The following is a 21,487-nucleotide window of genomic DNA, read 5'->3' as shown; positions in this document are numbered from 1 at the left end:
TGGAACATGTATTCAAGGAGAGATGACAGATGACAAAGCAGTTAACAGTTGCGGTTGTTGGGGCAACAGGTGCAGTAGGATCGAAAATGATGGAGCAGTTGATTAAACGTAAATTTCCGATTGGACATATTAAATTTCTAGCTTCTGCTCGTTCAGCAGGAAAATCAATCGAATTTAATGGGGAAACATATACAATTGAAGAAGCGACACCTGAGGCTTTCGAAGGCGTCAATGTCGCTTTATTCTCAGCTGGTGGTTCAGTATCAGCTGTGCTTGCACCAGAAGCAGCTAAGCGTGGTGCAGTAGTTATTGATAATACGAGCCATTTTCGTATGGATCCAGAGGTACCGCTTGTCGTGCCTGAAGTGAATCGAGGCGACTTAGCGAAGCATAAGGGAATTATTGCGAATCCAAACTGCTCGACAATTCAAATGGTAGCTGCGCTTGAACCAATTCGTCATGCATTTGGTTTAACAAAAGTAATTGTTTCAACTTATCAGGCAGTATCAGGTGCAGGGATTTCTGCGATCCAAGAATTAAAGGCACAAAGCGAAAACTGGGATGCAGGTAAAGATGTAGAAGCAAATATTTTACCGTCTGGTAGTGATAAACGTCATTACCCAATTGCTCGTAATGTCATTCCACAAATCGATAAATTCACAGATAATGGATTTACATACGAAGAAATGAAAATGATTAATGAGACGAAAAAAATCATGCATGCACCAGAGCTAAAAGTAGCTGCTACTTGTGTTCGTGTGCCAGTCGTTTCAGGTCACTCTGAATCTGTTTATATTGAGGTAGAGAAAGACGCGTCAATCCAAGAGATTTTCGAAGTATTACGCAACGCACCAGGTGTGGTATTACAAGATGATATTGCAACACAAACTTACCCAATGCCTATTTATGCAGAAGGGGAAGACGCTACTTTTGTAGGACGTATCCGTCAAGATTTAGACAACAGCAAAGGGTTCCATCTATGGATCGTTTCTGACAATTTATTAAAAGGCGCCGCATTAAACTCTATCCAAATTGCAGAAGCAATGCTTGAGGATAACTTACTATAAGAGGGGTGTAAGGATGAATTTAGGTCGAATTGGAACGGCAATGATTACGCCGTTCAAAAATGATGGCACGATTAATTATCCAGAACTAGAACGTATTATTAATCATTTAATAGACAATGGTACTGATTGTATTGTTGCTTGTGGTACGACTTCTGAAAACCCAACTATGTCTACAGAAGAGAAAATTGAAGTTGTACGCTTTACAGTAGAGAAAGTAGCAGGTCGCGTACCAGTTATTGCAGGTACTGGGGATAATGAAACAGCTTACTCTATCGCGATGACACATAAGGCAGAAGAAAATGGAGCAGACGGCATTATGCTTGTAGCTCCTTACTATAATAAGCCAAATCAACGTGGGATTTATGCTCACTTTGAAACCATTGCTAAACAAACTAGTCTCCCTGTTATGCTTTATAATGTTCCAGGGCGTACTGGGGTCAATGTTGCCTATGAAACTTCTGTTGCATTAAGCAAGATTCCTAATATTGCTTGGATTAAGGAAGCGAGCGGTAACTTAGATCAGATGGGTGATGTTATTGAGAATGTTGATCCAGCTGATGATTTCTTAGTGTATAGTGGGGACGATGGTTTAACACTCCCACTAATGGCCATTGGCGGAGCAGGTGTTATTTCTGTAGCTGCCCATGTGGTAGGCAATGATATGCAATTAATGATTAAAGCGTTTGAAGAAGGAAATCATAAGCTAGCAGCCCAAATTCACCGAGCCTTATTACCTTTAGTACGTGCGCTGTTCGCTCAGCCCAACCCTTCACCGATTAAATATGCGATGACAAAATTAGGATTTGATACACTCAATGTTCGTTTGCCGATGATGGAAATGACAGATGAAGAGAAAGCTAATTTTGACCGAATTTGGGATACGTATCAAGAAAAAGCGAAAAGTTTTAGATAAATAGGAGCGAGGCTGATAGCATTTCAGCCTCGTTTTTTATATTTTTTAAATAAAAAGTATGTACAAAATTTGTAACTCCTCGTCCTTACAAATACTTATTTAGCTCTATTTATACAGGATAGCCAATATTTGTTTTCCATCTGCTAGTAATAAGCAAATAGCAGGAAAATCTATTTCCTACGTGAAACATGTATTTTTAATTTGTGCAAAAGCTTTGCAAACCGTATAATAAATGTTAAGTGGTTGCTGTTCGGGATATTTTTTAGGAGGAAATAAATTGACAAAAAAGAAAAATGAATTAATCCGCATCATCCCTCTTGGTGGTGTAGGCGAAATTGGGAAAGCCATGTACGTAGTAGAAATTGATGAAGAGCTATTTGTGGTGGATAGCGGCTTAATGTTCCCAGAAGATGAAATGCTAGGTATAGATATCGTGATTCCTGACATTACTTACTTAGAAGAAAATAAAGAACGTGTGAAAGGTATTTTCTTAACACATGGTCATGAAGATGCAATTGGCTCTATTGCCTATGTATTACAAAAAATAAAGGCACCTGTGTACGGATCGAAATTAACTATTGCATTAGCAAAGGAACATTTAAAAGAATTACCTGCACCACATCAAGTGAAGTTTTTTGAAGTAACAAACCGTAGTCGTATGAATTTTAACTCAACGTATGTAACATTCTTCCACACAACACATAGTATTCCCGATTCGTTAGGGGTAGTGTTCCATACATCTGAAGGCGCGATTGTTCATACAGGAGAGTTTAAATTCGATCAGTCAGCGACAGGTAAATTTAAACCTGATTTAGCAAAAATGGCACAGCTAGGAGAAGACGGCGTTTTCATTTTACTATCTGAGTCTTGCGAAGCTGAGCGACCAGGATATACGACATCAGAGATTGTCATTGAAGAACAATTATCAAAAACATTCCACTCAGCACCAGGTCGTATTTTAGTAGCTGTTTACGCATCGAATTTTATTCGAATTCAACAAGTATTTGCTCAAGCACAGAAATCATTCCGTAAGGTTGTAATTGTGGGCAAACCATTGGAAAAGGCAGTTGATTTAGGCGTACAGCTTGGTTATTTAACAGTCGAAGAAGATACAATTATTCCGATCTCGGAAATGCAAAAATATCAAGATGATGAAATTATCATTATTGCAACAGGCAACAGAGGAGAACCTCTCGATGCTTTAGAAAAAATTGTCCGTAAGCACCATCGTGACATTAAAATTAAACAAGGTGACACGGTACTAATTACCTTTACACCTTCTCCTGGCATGGAAGTTCAAATGGCGAATACAATGAACTCTATGTCAAAAGCAGGCGCTGAAATTTTGACTTCTAGCAAAAATGTCCATGTTTCAGGACATGGTAGCCAAGAAGATTTAAAGCTGATGCTAAACTTGATGCAACCAAAGTACTTTATTCCCGTACAAGGAGAATACCGTATGCTAATTGCGCATTCTAAATTAGCACAACAGCTAGGTATGCAAAAATCCCAAATTTTTATCGCTGATAAAGGGGATATCGTAGAATATAAAAATAATAAAATGCGCATGAGTGGTCGTGTACAAGCTGGTAATGTCTTAATTGACGGTATTGGTGTAGGCGATGTAGGTAATATTGTCCTTCGTGACCGTAAATTATTATCGCAGGATGGTATTTTCATTGTGGTGGTAACATTAAATCGAGCACAAAAGAAAATTGCCTCTGGGCCAGAAATTTTATCACGAGGCTTTGTCTATGTACGAGAATCAGAGGAATTAATGATTGAGGCTTCTGACATTGCGAGGAATGTGATTGAAAAGTACGTTGGGAAAGAAACCTTTGAATGGACGAACATAAAACAAGAAATTAGAGATACGCTAAATACGTATTTATTCCAAAAAACAAAACGTCGCCCAATGATTATTCCTATTATTATGGAATATTAATTGAACAAGCTCATCGTATATGCTTTGAGGAAAAAATAAATGATAAAGGATTTTCTCCCAATTGCGGTGGAAAATCCTTTTTTTGAAATATTCAAGTTCTACATGTGATGATTCGCTACATATATAGAATGGATTGCAGAAGAAGGTGAATTTGATGGCAGTTAGTAAGAGAAAAAAAGTTACTAAAAGTAAAGCGACAACAGAAAAAAAAGAAATGCATCCGCTTATGTACGAAATATTAGGGTTGCTCTTAATTGCATTAGCAGTCATTATGATTTTTGAATACGGCATGATCGGGCGGATTCTACAAACAATCGCCATGTTCCTTTTTGGTAATTTACATTTTGCTGTTCCATTTATGCTTATATTTGTTGCATTGTTAATGATGATTGGTCGTAAAAAAGTTGGGATAAAGGATCGATTAATACTTGGCATGTTCCTCATTGTTATGAGCTTAACGATTTTTAGTCATGGCATATTATTTGAACAACTATCCAAATCAGGTGGTCTACTATCTGATTCTGTGCTACGTGAATCATGGCGAATTTTGATTAATACAGATGGTATCATTCATCGTAGTAATGCTTTAGGGGGTGGCATGATTGGTGCCCTACTATTTAGTGGGCTTCATGTGCTGTTTGAAGCCTCGGGGGCAAAAGTTGTTGCTTGGGTTATTTTCTTTATTGGTTTAATTCTTGTCACTGGTAAAGCATTAGTGCCTTATTTAGCAGAAAAAACGCCAGATATATTTGGTAAATGGAAAAAAAAGCATCGTGATAAGAAAAAAAATACACCGAAAAAACCAAATAATCGTCGTTCAAGAATAGAGAGTGGGGATGAAGTAGCAGCTGTTAATCAATCTATAGATATGCCTGAACAAGAAGAAGAAATACCACATGAACCAATTATTTCTGCTTTTACACAGAATGTTTCACAGGAAAGAGAAGTGATTGATACAACTCACATGGTGGAAAATGACCTTGAAGAAGCATCGGATGATGTCCAGATTCAGGGCACAGATGCAGTAGAAAATGCAGATTATCAGCTCCCATCATATAATTTATTACAATTACCTCCACAACATGATCAAAGTGGTGAATATTCAGTGATTCAGGCAAATGCCAAAAAGCTTGAGCAGACGTTACAAAGCTTTGGCGTAAAGGCAAAGGTGACACAGGTGCATTTAGGTCCTGCTGTTACGAAGTACGAGATTTTACCAGATATTGGTGTAAAAGTAAGCAAAATTGTCAATTTGCAAGATGATCTTGCATTAGCATTGGCAGCTAAAGATATTCGTATGGAAGCGCCAATTCCTGGGAAATCTGCGATTGGTATAGAAGTACCTAATAGTGAGGTAGCCATTGTAACACTTCGTGAGGTATTAGAATCGAAAGATGGTGCTAAGCCTGAAGCATTATTACAAGTAGCATTTGGTCGAGATATTACAGGACAAGCTGTATTAGCAGAGCTCAATAAAATGCCACATTTACTTGTAGCTGGTTCTACAGGTAGTGGGAAAAGTGTTTGCATAAATGGCATTGTTGTATCCATACTAATGCGTACAAAACCGCATGAAGTGAAGCTCATGATGATAGACCCAAAAATGGTTGAATTAAACGTTTATAATGGGATTCCACATTTATTAGCGCCTGTCGTAACGGATGCACGTAAAGCTTCGCAAGCACTGAAAAAAGTGGTATCTGAAATGGAACGCCGCTATGATTTGTTTTCTCATACAGGTACAAGAAATATTGAGGGCTATAATGCACATGTCCAAAAGGTTAATGATCAAACAGAGGAAAAGCATCCAAAGCTACCTTATATTGTGGTTATTGTAGATGAGTTAGCGGATTTGATGATGGTCGCATCAAGTGATGTAGAGGATTCGATTACACGTTTAGCGCAAATGGCAAGGGCAGCTGGCATTCATTTGATTATTGCCACACAACGACCAAGTGTAGATGTTTTAACAGGTGTCATTAAAGCAAATATTCCATCCAGAATTGCTTTTGCAGTTTCTTCCGCGATTGACTCAAGAACAATTTTAGACATGGGTGGAGCTGAACGATTATTAGGACGAGGCGATATGTTATTTTTACCTGCTGGAGCTTCTAAACCAAAAAGGGTGCAGGGTGCCTTTTTATCAGATCAAGAAGTGGAGGCAGTCGTTCATTTTGTTATAGAACAGCAAAAAGCTCAGTATCAGGAGGAGATGATTCCTACTGAAGAAGAGACCATTTTAGAGGAAACAGATGATTTGTATGATGAAGCAGTCCAATTAGTTGTCAATATGCAAACAGCATCTGTCTCTATGCTTCAACGTCGCTTCCGTATTGGTTATTCAAGAGCTGCACGTATTGTTGATCAGATGGAGCAACGCGGTATTGTTGGGCCTCCAGAGGGTAGTAAACCTCGTCAAGTACTTGTTCACCAATACGATAACTAAGCAAAAAATGAAGACGAAAATGGCGAGAGCATTTGTATTTTTGTCCAAAAATTTGCAGATAAAATAAAGAAAGAATGAATTCTATAACAGATTTTACTCAAAACTGTTTATTTCATTCTGCAAAAATGTTATATTTATGAACGATTAGTAGGAATGTTGTACATCAGATGTCTGATCTCTGATTTTGGTGGTGATATATGTGACTATTAAAGCAGATCATCGTCATCTCTATCTTCAAGTAATCGATCGTTTAAAATCTGACATCGAGGCTGGCATTTTTAAAGAAAATGAAAAGCTGCCTTCAGAATTTGAATTATCGAAATCACTAGGAGTCAGTCGAGCAACACTTAGAGAAGCACTTCGACTGTTGGAAGAGGAAAATGTGATTGTGCGCCGACATGGGGTTGGGACTTTTGTCAACCCGAAGCCGTTGTTTACATCAGGCATCGAGCATTTATCTAGTATTTCTTCTATGATCGAGGCAGCAGGTATGGAGCCAGGTTCGCGATTTTTAAAAGCGACTGAGCATGTGCCTTCTGAGGAAGATTTAAAACGCTTCCAAAGTGATGGCGACGATAAAATACTCACGATTGAACGTGTCAGAACAGCGGATGGTGAGCCAGTAGTATACTGCATAGACAGGCTACCTGCAAGCTTCCTGCCTACTGACTTTGTCGAAAAAAAAGAAGTTTCACTGTTCTCTGCACTTGAGCAATCTGGCAAAATTCATGTAGCTTATGCTGTAACCTATATTGATCCAGTTGGGTATCATGAACAAGCCTCACCGATTTTAAATTGTGGACGTGAGACAGCTCTTTTAGTGTTAAAGCAATTGCATTATGATGATCATGATCAAGTAGTGCTCTATTCAAAAAATTATTTCCGAGCTGATAAATTCAGCTTCCATGTAGTTCGTAAACGGGTGTAGAACATTTCTAAATTTTTTCCTGCTAATTACAATACCTTTGGGGGGTTAATTAAATGAAAAAACGTAAATTTGGTTTAGTATTAACATCAGTATTAGCGGCAAGTGCTATTTTAGGTGCTTGTGGTACGAAAGACGACGAAAAGCCAGCGAAAGAAAATGACAATGCTTCAGGTGGCGAAAGCACAGAAGAAGCTTTCTCAGTAGCGATGGTTACTGACGTAGGTGGCGTTGATGACAAATCATTCAACCAATCTGCATGGGAAGGTGTACAAGCTTACGGTAAAGAGCATGATTTATCAAAAGGTGATGGTGGTTTTGACTACCTACAATCAGCTTCAGATGCTGACTATGAAACAAACTTAAACAACTTAGTTCGTCGTGACTTTAACTTAGTATTTGGTATCGGATTCATGATGGCTGATGCAATTGATGCAGTTGCTTCTGAAAATCCAGATAACCACTTTGCATTAATCGATGCTGAAGTAGAAGCAGACAACGTAGTAAACGTACTGTTCAAAGAGCAAGAAGGTGCTTTCTTAGCAGGTGTTGCTGCAGCGAAAACATCTAAAACAGGTAAAATCGGCTTCGTAGGTGGCGTTGATATTCCAGTTATTAACCGCTTCCACGCTGGTTTCGTTGAAGGGGCTAAAGCAGTAAACCCAGATATCGATATTCAAGTAAAATATACTGGTGCGTTTGATAAAGCAGATCTTGGTAAAATTACAGCGAACAGCATGTATTCTTCAGGTGTAGATGTAATCTTCCACGCTGCTGGTGCAACTGGTAACGGTGTATTCTCTGAAGCAAAAGAGCGTAAAGCGAAAGATCCAAATGCTGATGTATGGGTTATCGGTGTAGATGCTGACCAATACGAAGAAGGTAAAGTAGACGATAAAACAAACGTTACATTAACTTCTATGTTAAAAGGTGTTAATACAGCAGTAGTAGATATTTCAAATAGAGCGAAAAATGGTGATTTCCCAGGTGGAGAAACACTTGTTTACGGTTTAGCTGAAGACGGCGTTAAACTTGCGGATTCTCGCGGTGCGATTCCAGAAGATGTACAAAAAGTAATCGACGAATATAAAGAAAAAATTGCTAAGGGTGAAATCAAAGTTCCAGAAAAAGTGGAAAAATAATTCATCTTTTGATCATCATAAGGGACTCTTAGAAGGACCTTATGATGATTTTTCAATCTATCGTTATATTTAGATTATTCGCAATACTCTATTTAACTAGATTTATAGAAACCTTATAGAGGTAGTAATTATGATTTGAATAATGATGGTAACAAGTTAATAGAAGAAAGGTTTCTAACGATGACCTTTCCTGTATTAATTTAGCAAAACATCTACCTCTATAGGTGGGATATTAAATCGGTAATAAAATATAGCCTCTAGTAGAAAATTTATTACTGGACGTATGGCTTATCTGTACCATCCATCATGTAGCAGCAGATACTATACGCTAAGATGAAAATACTTAATAATAGTGCCTATTAAGGGAGTGACAAATTTGGATTATGTGATTGAAATGCTAGGAATCCGTAAAGAATTCGGTAATTTCGTGGCGAATAATAATATCACCCTCCAACTGAAACAAGGCGAGATTCATGCATTGCTAGGTGAAAATGGTGCAGGTAAATCGACTTTGATGAACGTCCTTTTTGGTTTGTATCAACCAGAGGGTGGCGAAATTCGTGTACGTGGGAAGGCTGTAAAAATTACAAACCCGAATATTGCCAATGATTTAGGGATTGGCATGGTGCATCAACATTTTATGTTGGTAGAAAACTTTACGGTAACAGAAAATATCATTTTAGGCACTGAGCCTACTAAAATGGGAATTGTGAATATAAAAGATGCGGCTAAGAAAGTACAAGCACTTTCTGAAAAGTATGGATTAGATGTTGATCCGAACGCCAAAATCGAGGATATCACGGTTGGTATGCAACAGCGTGTAGAAATATTAAAAACATTGTATCGTGGTGCCGAAATTTTAATTTTTGATGAACCAACTGCATCATTAACACCGCAAGAAATTACCGAATTAATTCAAATAATGCGCCGTCTTATCGCAGAGGGTAAATCCATTATTTTAATTACGCATAAGCTAAAAGAAATTATGGAAGTTTCAGACCGTGTGACGATTATCCGTAAGGGAGAAGGGATTGGCACAGTTGTAACCGCTGCCACAAATCCTGATCAGCTTGCTGAAATGATGGTTGGCCGTCAGGTTGAATTCAAAACGGAAAAAACGGATGCGACACCGACTGACGAAGTGCTTGCGATTGAGAACTTGGTTGTTACAGACTATCGAAATATTGATAAAGTGAAAGGTCTTAATTTAAATGTTCGTAAAGGTGAAATCGTAGGTATTGCTGGTATTGATGGTAATGGTCAATCCGAGTTAATTGAAGCCATTACAGGTCTACGCAAAATTAAAAGTGGTAAAGTCAAGCTGAATGGTAAAGATATTACTAACATGAAGCCTCGTAAAATTACAGAGGAAGGCGTAGGACATATTCCACAAGACCGTCATAAGCATGGATTAGTTTTAGATTTCCCAATTGGTCATAATATTGCATTGCAAACATATTACCAATCTCCAATAGCGAAGGGCTTTGTGATGGACTATAAAAAGGTGTCAGAGAAAGCTCGCCAAATCATTAAAGAGTATGATGTGCGTACTGGTAATGGAGAGATGACACCAGCTCGTGCATTATCTGGTGGTAACCAACAAAAAGCAATTATTGGTCGTGAAATTGACCGTAACCCTGATTTACTAATTGCTGCTCTACCAACACGTGGACTTGACGTAGGAGCTATTGAATTCATTCATTCTCGTCTAATTGAGCAACGTGATAAAGGGAAAGCCGTTTTGTTAATCTCATTTGAATTAGATGAGGTGATGAATGTTTCGGATCGAATTGCTGTTATCTATGATGGACAAATTGTTGATGAGTTAAATCCGAAAGAAACGACTGAACAAGAGCTAGGCTTACTAATGGCAGGACAAAGTAAAAAAAATATAAAGCGTGATGCGAAGGAGGGGAACGACTAATGTCAAATCGTGTCATTAATATCCTCGTTCCTATCATCTCTATCATTATCGGTTTAATTGTAGGGGCTATCGTTATGGTAGTCAGTGGCTATGACCCAGTGCAAGGTTATATCGCTCTTTGGACAGGTATTTTTGGAGATTCATATTCAATCGGGAACACAATTCGTCAAATTACACCATATATTTTAGCAGGTCTTGCGGTAGCATTTGCATTCCGTACAGGGCTCTTCAATATCGGTGTTGAAGGTCAGCTAATTTTAGGTTGGCTAGCCGCTGCTTGGGTAGGTTATGCGTTTGAACTTCCTAAAATCATTCACTTACCATTAGCATTGCTTGCAGCAGCAGCTGCAGGTGCATTTTGGGCCTTTATTGCAGGTTTCTTAAAAGCGAAATTTAAAGTTCACGAAGTTATTGCGACAATTATGCTGAACTACACTGCACTTTATATTGCAAATGCAGTGATTAAAAAATTGTCCGATGGCAGCTTTAAAACAGAACGTATCCATGAGTCAGCTTCTTTACGTTCTCCGTTTTTAAGAGAGCTTACAGACAATTCAAGTCTTCACTATGGGATCATTGTTGCACTTTTAATGGTAGTTGTGATGTGGTTCATTTTAGAAAAAACAACACGTGGCTACGAGCTAAAAGCAGTAGGTTTTAACAAAAATGCTGCTGACTATGCAGGTATGAGTGTCAATAAAAATATCATTTTAGCTATGACAATTTCTGGTATGTTTGCAGGTCTTGGTGGTGCGATGGAAGCTTTAGGGACATTCCAAAACGCATCCATTAAACCTGGCTTTACGGGAATTGGGTTTGACGGTATAGCCGTTGCGCTTCTTGGAGCCAATACACCACTTGGAGTAGTGTTTGGGGCATCCCTTTTTGGTTCTTTAAAATATGGTGCATTAAATATGCCAAATGCTGCGGGTATTCCAGAAGAAATCGTATCCATTATTATTGCATTGATTATCTTCTTCGTTGCATCAGGCTATATTATTCGAGTAGGCTTACAAAAGCTGAGCAAGAAAAAGGAGGGACAATAACATGAGCTTTTTAGAAATGTTATATTTCATCATCCCTTCAGCGATTCTTTATGCAACACCTTTGATTTTTACGGCCATCGGTGGGGTATTCTCTGAACGCTCTGGTGTTGTCAACATCGGGCTAGAAGGCTTAATGATTGTCGGTGCGTTTGTTGGTATTTTTGTCAATTTAGAATTCGCTTCATCATTAGGGGCAGCAACAGTTTGGGTGGCAATGCTAGCAGCTGTTGTGATTGGTGCTGTGTTCTCACTTTTCCATGCTGTAGCTTCTATTTCTTTCCGTGCCGATCAAACGGTATCAGGGGTAGCTATTAACTTACTAGGTTTAGCTGCAACCGTATTCTTAGTAAAAATGATTTATGATAAAGGTCAAACAGATATGATAGACCAACCGATTCGTCGTTTCGGTGTCCCTTACTTAGAGGATATTCCGTTCTTCGGTCGTTTACTGTTCCATGATGTTTACAGCACATCTATTTTAGCGTTCGCTGTAGCATTCGGGGCATGGTTTATCATTTATAAAACGCCATTCGGCTTGCGTTTGCGTGCCGTGGGTGAACATCCAATGGCAGCAGATACAATGGGTATAAATGTAAATAAAATGCGCTATATTGCCGTGATGATTTCAGGGGCATTAGGTGGTCTTGGTGGTGCAGTGTATGCACAAACAATTACACACGACTTCTCACATGCAACAATTGCTGGTCAAGGTTTCATGGCTATTGCCGCAATGATTTTCGGGAAGTGGCATCCAATTGGAGCACTAGGTGCAGCCTTATTCTTCGGTTTAGCACAAACATTAAGTATTGCAGGGAATCAAATTCCGCTAATCGAGAATGTTCCAGCAGTATATCTACAAATTTTACCGTATGTGTTAACAATTCTTGCTTTAGCAGGCTTTATTGGTAAAGCAAACGCTCCAAAAGCGAGTGGACAACCTTATATTAAAGGTAAACGCTAAGAAAAGCATTTTAAGGACTGGGCACTATGCTCGGTCCTTTTTTTATTATAATTGGCGTAATTTTTAATTTTTCCCATACATACTTTGGATTCCTTTTGCAATTATAGACAATAGACATGTATAGTATGTGTAGTACATCGTTATATTAAGAAGGATAGGAGGGTTTCATATGTTTAAAACAATACCTTTTGCAAAAGGTGTCAATTTGCATATCCGACAAACGACCCAATTTAAAACCGTAAATTTTTCAATTAAATGGAGAAGAGCATTAACGGCTAAAAGTGCATCAGAGCGTACAGTATTAACAAATGTACTGCAGCACAGTAATGCTAAATATAAGACAACTGCTGCTTTTCGAAGCTTTTTAGATGACTTGTATGGTACAGTTTTGTATTTTGATACATCGAAGCGTGGAAATGAGCATACGGTTCTTATGAATGTAGAGACTGTTAATGATCATTATCTAGCAAATACAAGTGTCTTAAACGAAGTCCTTGGTTTATTGCATACAGCTATTTTTGAGCCTAATCTAGAAAATGGTGTCTTTAAGGAATCCGTTGTTGAGCGTGAGAAAAAGACAGTTATTCAACGTATTGAATCTATTTTTGACGATAAATCTCGCTTTGCTCAATTCCGTCTACAACAAATCCTGAGACCAAATGAGCCAGCATCAATTTCAGCGAATGGTAGTGTCGAAGAAATTCAAAAGATTACCCCTGCCTCATTATTTGAGGCTTATCAATCGATGCTAGCTAACGACAAAATCGATATTTATGTAGCTGGAGACATTAATGAAGAGGAAATTGTTGCGAAATTAAAAAAAGCGCTACCATTTAAGGATCGTACTCCTGAGGAGGTTCCAGCAGTACTCCCCCAACAACATCCAGACAATGATTATGTAAGAGAACAGCATGAAATGAAACAAGGTAAACTTCATATTGGCTTTAGCACACCTGTTAGATTTGGTGATGCAGATTTCTCTAAGATGCAAATTTTTAATGGGATTTTTGGTGGATATCCACATGCTAAGTTGTTTATGAATGTTCGTGAAAAAGAGAGTCTTGCTTATTATGCTTCTAGTTCCTATGCTTCGCATTATGGACTTGTATTTGTTGTATCTGGGATTGAAGCTAAAAATGAAGAAAAAGCGCTATCTTTAATTAAAGAACAACTTGCCGTCATGCAGGCTGGGGACATTACAGATTTAGAGCTGGAGCAAACAAAGGCTATGCTGACGAATCAGCTAAAAGAATCCTTAGATTCGGCACGAGGTCAAATTGAAATTTTTGATCAATATAAGGATTTACCTGAAGAATTCTCAGTTCAAGCCTGGGCAAATAAGTGGAAAGCTGTGACAAAAGAAGATGTTGTTGCAATGGCAAAGCAAGTGCAGCTTGAAGCGGTCTATTTCTTATGTGGAAAGGAGCAAGCCGCACAATGAAAACAATAGAATTTAAACAATTAGATGAAATACTTTATTATGAAAAACTAGACAATGGCTTAGATGTTTATATATTGCCGAAAAAAGGCTTTTCCAAAACATTTGTTACATTTACAACAAAGTACGGCTCTGTCGATCGTACATTCGTGCCAATTGGTGAAACAGAAAGTATTACTGTACCAGATGGTATTGCACACTTTTTAGAGCATAAAATGTTCGAAAAAGAGGATGGAGACGTTTTCCAAAAATTTAGCGAATATGGTGCTTCTGCGAATGCATTTACATCGTTTACGCGTACAGCTTATTTATTTTCATCTACTGACAATATTTATAAAAGTACAGAAACATTATTGAATTTTGTCCAAGAACCATACTTTACAGAAGCTACTGTCAATAAAGAAAAAGGAATTATCGGGCAAGAAATTACAATGTATGATGATCAACCAGACTGGCGTCTATACTTTGGCACAATCGAAAATATGTATCATCATCATCCTGTAAAGATTGATATCGCTGGTACAATTGAATCGATTGATGGCATTACAGCCGAGCACTTATATACGTGCTACAATACGTTTTATCATCCTTCCAATATGTTGTTATTTGTGATTGGTGCTGTTGAACCAGAAGAAATGATGACGTTTATTCGTGAGAATCAAGGTAAAAAAGAGTTCCCAGAACCAACGCCTATTCAACGCTTCTTTGATATAGAACCAACAGAGGTAGCTATTAAAGAACGTACATTAAATATGGATGTTCAAAAACCAAAAATTTATGTAGGTTTAAAAGCGAAAGACACTAATTTATCAGGTCAGGACATGTTAAAGCATGAGTTGTCGGTTCAAATTGCACTTGAGCTTATTTTTGGACGTACCTCTGATTTTTATGAACGTGTTTACGAGGAAGGTTTAATTGATGAGACATATGCTTTTGATTTTACCTTAGAAAATGGTTTTGGGTTTGCCATGATCGGATCAGATTCAGCAGAGCCTGATAAATTGGCAAAAACGATTATGGACGAATTAGCAAAATATGAAGGAAATAGCCAGTTTGATCGTGCTGGTTTGGATCGTATAAAACGCAAAAAAATTGGGTTCTTCCTACGTGCACTAAATTCGATCGAGTTTATCGCAAACCAATTCACACGATATTCCTTTAATGACATGAATTTATTTGATGTAGTACCAGTACTTGAGACATTAACTGTGGATGATTTACAAAAAGCATTTGCTTCTATCCAAGGTGAAACACAGCAAACGGTCTTTAAAATTCTGCCAAGTAAGCAGGATGCACAGTGAAAAAATTTGCCCTTGTTTTAGGTGCATCAGGTGATATCGGTCATGCCATTTGTCAAAGCTTAGCTGAGGACGGCTGGTCCATCTATGTACATTATTCAAACAATCAAAATGCGGCACAGAGATTATGTGAAATGCTTACGGAAAATTTCCCTGCACAAGAATTTATGCTTGTACAGGGGGATTTTTCAATTGTTAAAGGAGCAGAATTAGTAGCCGCGCAAATTTTCAATGTGCAGGCTATTGTTTTTGCTAATGGACAAGCCCATTATTCATTGCTCGAAGATACGACAGTTGAGGATATGGATGCTTTATGGCGTGTTCATGTTCAAAATCCTATGAGACTAACAGCTTTACTTTCTGGAAAACTTCGCAAGCATGAAGTGAGCTATGTACTATTTATAGGTTCCATTTGGGGAGAAGCTGGCTCAGCGGGGGAGGCACTTTATGCAACTGTTAAGGGTGCGCAACATGCTTTTGTTAAATCCTATGCAAAAGAAGCGGCATTATCTCGGATTAGAGTGAATGCTATTGCTCCTGGTTTTATAAATACCTCAATGAACAGCCATCTAAATCAAGAAGAGCTTCAATACATTTTGGACGATATCCCACTGGGTTCCATTGGACAAACAAAAGATGTGGCTGAAATGGTACGTTTTTATTTGTCTGGTAAAGCTGATTATGTGACAGGACAAATCGTACGATTAAATGGAGGCTGGTACATATAATAATCTCTTTTGCACATACTACTTGTGTAAAGGAGGAGGAAGAATATGACCATTTTAGAAAACTGGCAAAAATGGACATCGTTTTTAGGACAAAACGTTATGCAAGCTGAATCAAGTGGTATGCCGAAGAAAATGATTCAAACGGCTGCTGTCCAAATTGGGGAATATTTGGCGACTAATGTCGATCCTAAAAACGAACAAGAGCGAGTGCTGTCGGATTTATGGGGCGTTGCCTCTGAAGATGAAAAACATGCATTAGCGAATTGTGTCATTAAGCTTGTACAAAATAAGCATGTGCAGTAAATAAAAGAGGAGAGCCAATCTCCTCTTTTTGCTATACAATAAACTTTTTATCTGTGAAAACGGGAACGTATGTAAGCCTATTTAACAGTCATCAAAAAAAATTAGTAAATAACACTGTAATTCCATGTATTCTAACTTTCCATTACATAAAAAATCAGCTATGATGGAACTTATAAAGGATTTTTTACGTTAACTAATAGGAAGGGAACGAGTGTGTTGAGCGATTGGTACTTTGAATATGAAATTCAGGTGAATCGCCCTGGATTATTAGGAGATATTGCTTCACTTTTAGGGATGCTTCGTGTCAATATTATATCAATAAATGGTGTAGATGAGGATCGACGTGGTATGTTAGTGCATACAGACAATGATGAGGCAATTGAGCGTTTTCGTACAATTGTTTCGACAATGGAACATATTAACGTAACCAAATTTCGACAACCAAAACTTCGCGACCGTTTAGCCATTAGGCATGGTCGTTATATTCCTCGAGATGCAGATGAAAAAAACACATTCCATTTCGTAAGAGATGAATTAGGTATTTTAGTCGACTTTATGGCAGAACTCTTTAAAAAAGAGGGACATAAGCTGATTGGTATTCGGGGCATGCCACGTGTTGGAAAAACTGAATCCATAGTAGCCGCCAGTGTCTGTGCCAATAAAAAATGGATCTTTTTATCATCTACAATGATTAAGCAAACAGTTCGTAATAAGCTTGTGGGAGATGAATTTAGTCGTAACAATATTTTTATTTTAGATGGTATTGTGACTCGACGTTCATCTGATGAGAAACATTTGCAATTAGTGCGTGAAATGATGAATATGCCTTGTATCAAAGTTGTAGAGCATCCAGATATGTTTGTTCAGCATTCAGAATATAAAATAGAGGATTTTGATTATATTATTGAACTACGTCATCACACTGATGAAGAAATTACTTATGAAATAATGGAAAAAAATCATATGTCCGAATCCGATTCTTTTGGAGGATTTAATTTTTAATTTGATGTTAAAGTAGGTGTTATTAGTGGCAGAATTAGGGACTCGACTGAAAGAGGCGAGACTGTCTAAAGGCTACAGCTTAGACGATTTACAAGAAATAACGAAAATCCAAAAACGTTATTTAGTAGGGATTGAAGAGGGCAATTATTCCATTATGCCTGGTTCGTTTTATGTACGAGCTTTTATCAAACAATATGCAGAAGCTGTTGGGTTGGATGCGGAAGAAATCTTAGAGACATATAAAAATGAACTACCGAGCACTCCAAACGATCAAGTAAGTCAATCGATGACGAATAGCCCCAGCAGAAGAAAAGTAACGAAAGGCCCTTCGAATAAAATGATGGAGGCTATGCCAAAAATCATTGTTGCTTTATTTATTGTAGTCATTATTGTGGCTATATGGGTGCTATGGCAATCAAAAAACAGTCCAGGGACAAGCGAAGAAGTAAATCCAACTCCTGAGATTGAATATGACACAAATGTCAAGCCAATTGATAGTGAGAAGGATAAAAAAGAACAAGAAAATAAAGATGCACAGAAAAATGATAAAGAAGATACAAAAGCTACAGAAGAAACACCAACTGATGAAGATGACACTGATCAAACTGAAGAGATGAAGCAAACAATTTCCGCGGGTACTGTTGAAGCAGATGGAGCGACAACTTCTTATACGTTAACAGGGACGGATACAATGAAACTGAAAATCGAAATATCAGGCCCTACATTTGTTGGTATTCGCAATCAACAGCAACAAGAAATCTTAACAGATACGCGTGTCTATAATGCCGGGGAAGTAGTTGAATTTGACGCCTCAACACAAAACTATGTTCGTATTCGTCTCGGTAATTCAACGCAAGCTAAAATCTATATTAATGACGAACTTCTAACGTATGCACAACAAATTGTAACGCAAAATATCGTCATCAATTTCAATAAAGAACAGTAGTCATCACATGATGACTACTTTCTTTCATCATGAAAGGTGTTAGAAAAATGAACATTCCAAATAAAATTACCATCTCTCGAATCTTACTTATTCCATTCTTTGTCATTGTTATGATGTTTGATTTTGGCTGGGGAACATTATCACTTTTTGGTGCAGAGATGCCAATCCATCATTTTATAGGCGCACTTATTTTTATCTTTGCTTCAACAACCGATTGGGTGGATGGTTATTACGCACGTAAGTATAATCTTGTAACGACATTTGGGAAATTTTTAGATCCCTTAGCTGACAAGTTACTTGTCTCAGCAGCCTTTATTTTAATGGTCGAGCTTAAGATGGCACCTGCTTGGGTAATTATCATTATTATTAGTCGTGAATTTGCTGTAACGGGTTTACGTTTGATTTTGGCAGGTGGAGGAGAAGTCGTAGCTGCCAATCAGCTTGGTAAAATTAAAACTTGGGCACAAATTGTAGCGATTGCTGCTGCTCTTTTACACAATACAATCTTTACATTGGTTGGTATTCCATTTGATACAATCATGCTCTATGTTGCATTGTTCTTTACACTTTGGTCAGGATGGGATTATTTCTATCTAAATCGACGTGTATTACTTGAGTCTAAATAAGAAAGGTCTTGGGATCATGAATGCTGAAATTCTTGCGGTTGGCTCAGAACTATTATTAGGTCAAATTACGAATACAAATGCGAGATTTATCTCAAGCCAGCTATCCGAGCTTGGCATCAACGTTTTTTATCATACCGTAGTAGGCGATAATGCAAAGCGTTTAGAACAAGCTATCGAAGTGGCAGAGTCTCGTGCAGATCTCATTATTTTTTCGGGAGGACTTGGTCCAACAAAAGATGATTTAACGAAGGAAACGATTGCACGTCATCTTGGTGTTTCTCTTGAGTTTGATGAAGTAGCATTGACGTATATTGAGCAATTTTTTGCTAAACGAGGACGTCCAATGACGGAAAATAATCGTAAACAGGCATTAATTTTAGCTGGGAGTGAAGTATTAGCTAATCACCATGGAATGGCTCCAGGTATGATCTTCACAAAAAATGATCGCACTTATATTTTATTACCAGGACCTCCAAAAGAGTTAGAACCAATGTTTCAATTTGAGGCTAAACCTAAACTTGCTGCGATGCTTAATGATGGAGGGATCATTGCATCACATGTTATGCGATTTTATGGAATTGGTGAGGCCGAGCTTGAAGTACAAGTTCAAAATATTTTAGATGCGCAAACCAATCCAACAGTTGCTCCACTTGCTTCTGATGGTGAGGTAACGTTACGCGTAACAGCTAAAGCCGCAACAGAGCAACAAGCTGGCCAGCTTATTAAGGCAAAGGTTGCAGAAATACAAGCACTTGTTGGTGATTATCAATATGGTGTAGATGATGATTCCCTTGCCTCAAAAACGGTAGAAATGCTACTGGATAATGAGTTAACAATTGCGGCTGCAGAAAGTTTAACTGCTGGTTTATTTCAATCTGAACTTGCGGAAATTCCAGGGGTAGGCAATGCACTTATAGGAGGCGTTGTTACCTATGCAGCAGATGCGAAAGTAAAACAGCTAGGCATTTCACAAGAATTAATTGATACACATGGTGTTGTGAGTGCTGAGTGTGCAGCGGCAATGGCAAGTGCTGTTCGTGAGAAATTTGCTACAAATATTGGGATTGGTCTTACAGGAGAAGCAGGTCCCACTGCACATGATCATCAGCCAGTAGGTACGGTTTGGATTGGTATTGCCATAAATGACGAGGAGCCGCTTACATATTTACTTCATTTATCAGGCATGCGGAATACGAATCGACTCCGTGCGGTGAAATTTACATGCCATTATTTAATGCAACTTTTAGAAGAACGTGGCTACACAAAACGATATTAAAATAGAGTAGAACATAGGAATTTGGGTAGAGGAAAACTATCCAAATTTTTATTTTGAAGAAAAATCGAATAAATGTTCGCTTTTTTCTTGCGTGTTTTCTCAAAAACAAGTATAGTAGAGATAGATAAAAACAGTGAACAGTTTTCGAAGGAGGAAAATGAATGAGTGATCGTAAAGCAGCCTTAGAACAGGCTCTAAAACAAATTGAAAAGAATTTTGGTAAAGGTTCCATCATGAAACTCGGTGAAAAAACCGATTTAGAAATTGCGACATCTTCAAGTGGTTCACTTGCACTTGATGCTGCATTAGGAGTGGGTGGATATCCACGTGGACGTATTATTGAAGTATACGGTCCAGAATCATCTGGTAAAACAACTGTTGCTCTACATGCCATTGCTGAAGTACAGGCATCAGGTGGACAAGCAGCATTTATCGACGCGGAGCATGCATTAGATCCAATCTATGCACAAAAATTAGGTGTGAATATTGATGAGCTATTATTATCACAGCCCGACACAGGTGAGCAAGCACTTGAAATTGCAGAAGCATTAGTGCGTAGTGGAGCTATTGATATTATCGTTATTGACTCTGTTGCTGCCTTAGTGCCAAAAGCTGAAATTGAAGGGGATATGGGTGACTCTCATGTCGGCTTACAAGCACGTCTAATGTCTCAAGCTTTACGTAAACTTTCAGGTGCGATTAATAAATCAAAAACGATTGCTATTTTCATTAACCAAATTCGTGAAAAAATAGGTGTCATGTTCGGTAATCCAGAAACAACACCAGGTGGACGAGCGCTTAAATTCTACAGCTCTGTCCGTTTAGAAGTGCGACGTGCAGAAGCTATTAAGCAAGGTAATGATATTGTTGGTAACCGTACTAAAATTAAAATTGTAAAAAATAAAGTAGCACCACCTTTCCGTACAGCTGAAGTAGATATTATGTATGGAGAAGGAATTTCTAAAGAAGGCGAAACAGTCGATTTAGGCGTAGAATTAGACATTGTACAAAAAAGTGGTTCTTGGTATGCATATGGCGATGAGCGCTTAGGTCAAGGACGAGAAAATGCTAAACAGTATTTAAAAGAAAATACTGCTGTCCTAGAAGACATAGCAAATAAAATCCGAGCTTCTTATGGTATTGCAGCTTCTTCTTATACAATTGCTGCCCATGATGATGAAGAAGAGATGGATGAAGAATTAATGTTACTTCTGGAAGAAGAATAATTAATGATTGCATTGTTCCCACTTTATTGAGGGGGCAATGCATTTTTTTGTCTATATTCTTAAATTTTTACACATAATAAGAGAGAGGCTATGTGTTTATTTCTTATGTACTGTTTTTTTATTAATTGTATTTAACATGAAAAATTTTCTAGTGAAATAGTAATAGGGAAAAAATTCACTGAATGGATAGGAGTTACTTTTTTTGGCTAAGGTGGCGAACATACGCCTGACTATCCTTGACAGAGCATGAGGCTAGCTATACAATTAAATATGTA

At 38.0% G+C, this 21,487-nt stretch carries 18 protein-coding genes; all 18 read left to right on the top strand.

The annotated features are described in order from the left end of the window. The first annotated feature begins 29 nt into the window (after window positions 1-29). The 18 genes from HXV90_RS10165 (at window position 30) to recA (ending at window position 21,212) form a co-directional block, all read left to right on the top strand. Window positions 30-1,067, top strand: coding sequence for an aspartate-semialdehyde dehydrogenase (locus HXV90_RS10165; RefSeq protein WP_048391546.1), 1,038 nt, complete (start codon window positions 30-32; stop codon window positions 1,065-1,067). 13 nt (window positions 1,068-1,080) lie between these two features. Further along, a complete protein-coding gene (gene dapA, locus HXV90_RS10160; RefSeq protein ID WP_048391545.1) occupies window positions 1,081-1,980 on the top strand; it encodes a 4-hydroxy-tetrahydrodipicolinate synthase in 900 nt (299 codons plus the stop codon). Window positions 1,981-2,257: 277 nt separating this feature from the next. Beyond that, window positions 2,258-3,925: a ribonuclease J gene (locus HXV90_RS10155; RefSeq protein ID WP_048391543.1), complete on the top strand. Its 1,668-nt coding sequence runs from the start codon at window positions 2,258-2,260 to the stop codon at window positions 3,923-3,925. A gap of 154 nt (window positions 3,926-4,079) precedes the next feature. Further along, window positions 4,080-6,371, top strand: a complete 2,292-nt coding sequence (locus tag HXV90_RS10150; RefSeq protein ID WP_269898915.1) for an FtsK/SpoIIIE family DNA translocase — start codon at window positions 4,080-4,082, stop codon at window positions 6,369-6,371. 199 nt (window positions 6,372-6,570) lie between these two features. After that, the gene (locus HXV90_RS10145; RefSeq protein ID WP_036080379.1) at window positions 6,571-7,299 is read left to right on the top strand and encodes a GntR family transcriptional regulator; all 729 of its coding nucleotides are present in this window, start codon (window positions 6,571-6,573) and stop codon (window positions 7,297-7,299) included. 53 nt (window positions 7,300-7,352) lie between these two features. Beyond that, window positions 7,353-8,438, top strand: coding sequence for a BMP family lipoprotein (locus tag HXV90_RS10140; protein WP_048391537.1), 1,086 nt, complete (start codon window positions 7,353-7,355; stop codon window positions 8,436-8,438). Window positions 8,439-8,814: 376 nt separating this feature from the next. Beyond that, window positions 8,815-10,362, top strand: a complete 1,548-nt coding sequence (locus tag HXV90_RS10135; RefSeq protein WP_054550535.1) for an ABC transporter ATP-binding protein — start codon at window positions 8,815-8,817, stop codon at window positions 10,360-10,362. Next, entirely contained in the window at window positions 10,362-11,408 is a 1,047-nt protein-coding gene (locus HXV90_RS10130) for an ABC transporter permease (protein ID WP_004224945.1), read from the top strand. The genes HXV90_RS10135 and HXV90_RS10130 overlap by 1 nt, the downstream gene beginning before the upstream one ends. A gap of 1 nt (window position 11,409) precedes the next feature. Beyond that, a complete protein-coding gene (locus HXV90_RS10125; RefSeq protein ID WP_048391533.1) occupies window positions 11,410-12,369 on the top strand; it encodes an ABC transporter permease in 960 nt (319 codons plus the stop codon). Between the two features lie 169 nt (window positions 12,370-12,538). Beyond that, the gene (gene yfmF / locus HXV90_RS10120) at window positions 12,539-13,810 is read left to right on the top strand and encodes an EF-P 5-aminopentanol modification-associated protein YfmF (protein ID WP_054550536.1); all 1,272 of its coding nucleotides are present in this window, start codon (window positions 12,539-12,541) and stop codon (window positions 13,808-13,810) included. After that, window positions 13,807-15,108, top strand: coding sequence for an EF-P 5-aminopentanol modification-associated protein YfmH (gene yfmH / locus HXV90_RS10115; RefSeq protein WP_259950896.1), 1,302 nt, complete (start codon window positions 13,807-13,809; stop codon window positions 15,106-15,108). Before yfmF ends, yfmH begins: the two co-directional genes overlap by 4 nt. Next, on the top strand, window positions 15,105-15,833 hold the full coding sequence (ymfI, locus tag HXV90_RS10110) for an elongation factor P 5-aminopentanone reductase (protein WP_016992831.1): 729 nt from the start codon (window positions 15,105-15,107) through the stop codon (window positions 15,831-15,833). Before yfmH ends, ymfI begins: the two co-directional genes overlap by 4 nt. Before the next feature lie 45 nt (window positions 15,834-15,878). Then, window positions 15,879-16,136, top strand: a complete 258-nt coding sequence (locus tag HXV90_RS10105) for a DUF3243 domain-containing protein (RefSeq protein WP_004224939.1) — start codon at window positions 15,879-15,881, stop codon at window positions 16,134-16,136. 216 nt (window positions 16,137-16,352) lie between these two features. Beyond that, the gene (locus HXV90_RS10100; RefSeq protein ID WP_026023397.1) at window positions 16,353-17,138 is read left to right on the top strand and encodes a DUF3388 domain-containing protein; all 786 of its coding nucleotides are present in this window, start codon (window positions 16,353-16,355) and stop codon (window positions 17,136-17,138) included. A 16-nt stretch (window positions 17,139-17,154) separates the two neighbouring features. Further along, window positions 17,155-18,084: a helix-turn-helix domain-containing protein gene (locus tag HXV90_RS10095; RefSeq protein WP_175400707.1), complete on the top strand. Its 930-nt coding sequence runs from the start codon at window positions 17,155-17,157 to the stop codon at window positions 18,082-18,084. Between the two features lie 47 nt (window positions 18,085-18,131). Next, on the top strand, window positions 18,132-18,710 hold the full coding sequence (gene pgsA / locus HXV90_RS10090; RefSeq protein ID WP_004224936.1) for a CDP-diacylglycerol--glycerol-3-phosphate 3-phosphatidyltransferase: 579 nt from the start codon (window positions 18,132-18,134) through the stop codon (window positions 18,708-18,710). Between the two features lie 16 nt (window positions 18,711-18,726). Further along, the gene (locus HXV90_RS10085) at window positions 18,727-19,986 is read left to right on the top strand and encodes a competence/damage-inducible protein A (protein WP_054550950.1); all 1,260 of its coding nucleotides are present in this window, start codon (window positions 18,727-18,729) and stop codon (window positions 19,984-19,986) included. Window positions 19,987-20,147: 161 nt separating this feature from the next. Further along, window positions 20,148-21,212 (top strand): recombinase RecA, encoded by a 1,065-nt coding sequence (recA, locus tag HXV90_RS10080; protein WP_004224934.1) that lies wholly within the window; start codon window positions 20,148-20,150, stop codon window positions 21,210-21,212. The last annotated feature ends 275 nt before the right edge of the window (window positions 21,213-21,487 follow it).

This window comes from Lysinibacillus sp. JK80 (assembly GCF_027557635.1).
Taxonomy (GTDB): Bacteria; Bacillota; Bacilli; order Bacillales_A; family Planococcaceae; genus Lysinibacillus; species Lysinibacillus capsici.
Note: the sequence above shows the minus strand (reverse complement) of the source record. Positions and strands in the feature narration are given on the sequence as shown.

Bases quoted from the DNA above. Each gene is read 5' to 3' on its own strand.
- HXV90_RS10165 (WP_048391546.1), top strand. From the start codon at position 30: ATGACAAAGCAGTTAACAGTTGCGGTTGTTGGGGCAACAGGTGCAGTA.
- dapA (WP_048391545.1), top strand. From the start codon at position 1,081: ATGAATTTAGGTCGAATTGGAACGGCAATGATTACGCCGTTCAAAAAT.
- HXV90_RS10150 (WP_269898915.1), top strand. From the start codon at position 4,080: ATGGCAGTTAGTAAGAGAAAAAAAGTTACTAAAAGTAAAGCGACAACA.
- HXV90_RS10140 (WP_048391537.1), top strand. From the start codon at position 7,353: ATGAAAAAACGTAAATTTGGTTTAGTATTAACATCAGTATTAGCGGCA.
- HXV90_RS10130 (WP_004224945.1), top strand. From the start codon at position 10,362: ATGTCAAATCGTGTCATTAATATCCTCGTTCCTATCATCTCTATCATT.
- HXV90_RS10125 (WP_048391533.1), top strand. From the start codon at position 11,410: ATGAGCTTTTTAGAAATGTTATATTTCATCATCCCTTCAGCGATTCTT.
- yfmF (WP_054550536.1), top strand. From the start codon at position 12,539: ATGTTTAAAACAATACCTTTTGCAAAAGGTGTCAATTTGCATATCCGA.
- yfmH (WP_259950896.1), top strand. From the start codon at position 13,807: ATGAAAACAATAGAATTTAAACAATTAGATGAAATACTTTATTATGAA.
- HXV90_RS10105 (WP_004224939.1), top strand. From the start codon at position 15,879: ATGACCATTTTAGAAAACTGGCAAAAATGGACATCGTTTTTAGGACAA.
- pgsA (WP_004224936.1), top strand. From the start codon at position 18,132: ATGAACATTCCAAATAAAATTACCATCTCTCGAATCTTACTTATTCCA.
- HXV90_RS10085 (WP_054550950.1), top strand. From the start codon at position 18,727: ATGAATGCTGAAATTCTTGCGGTTGGCTCAGAACTATTATTAGGTCAA.
- recA (WP_004224934.1), top strand. From the start codon at position 20,148: ATGAGTGATCGTAAAGCAGCCTTAGAACAGGCTCTAAAACAAATTGAA.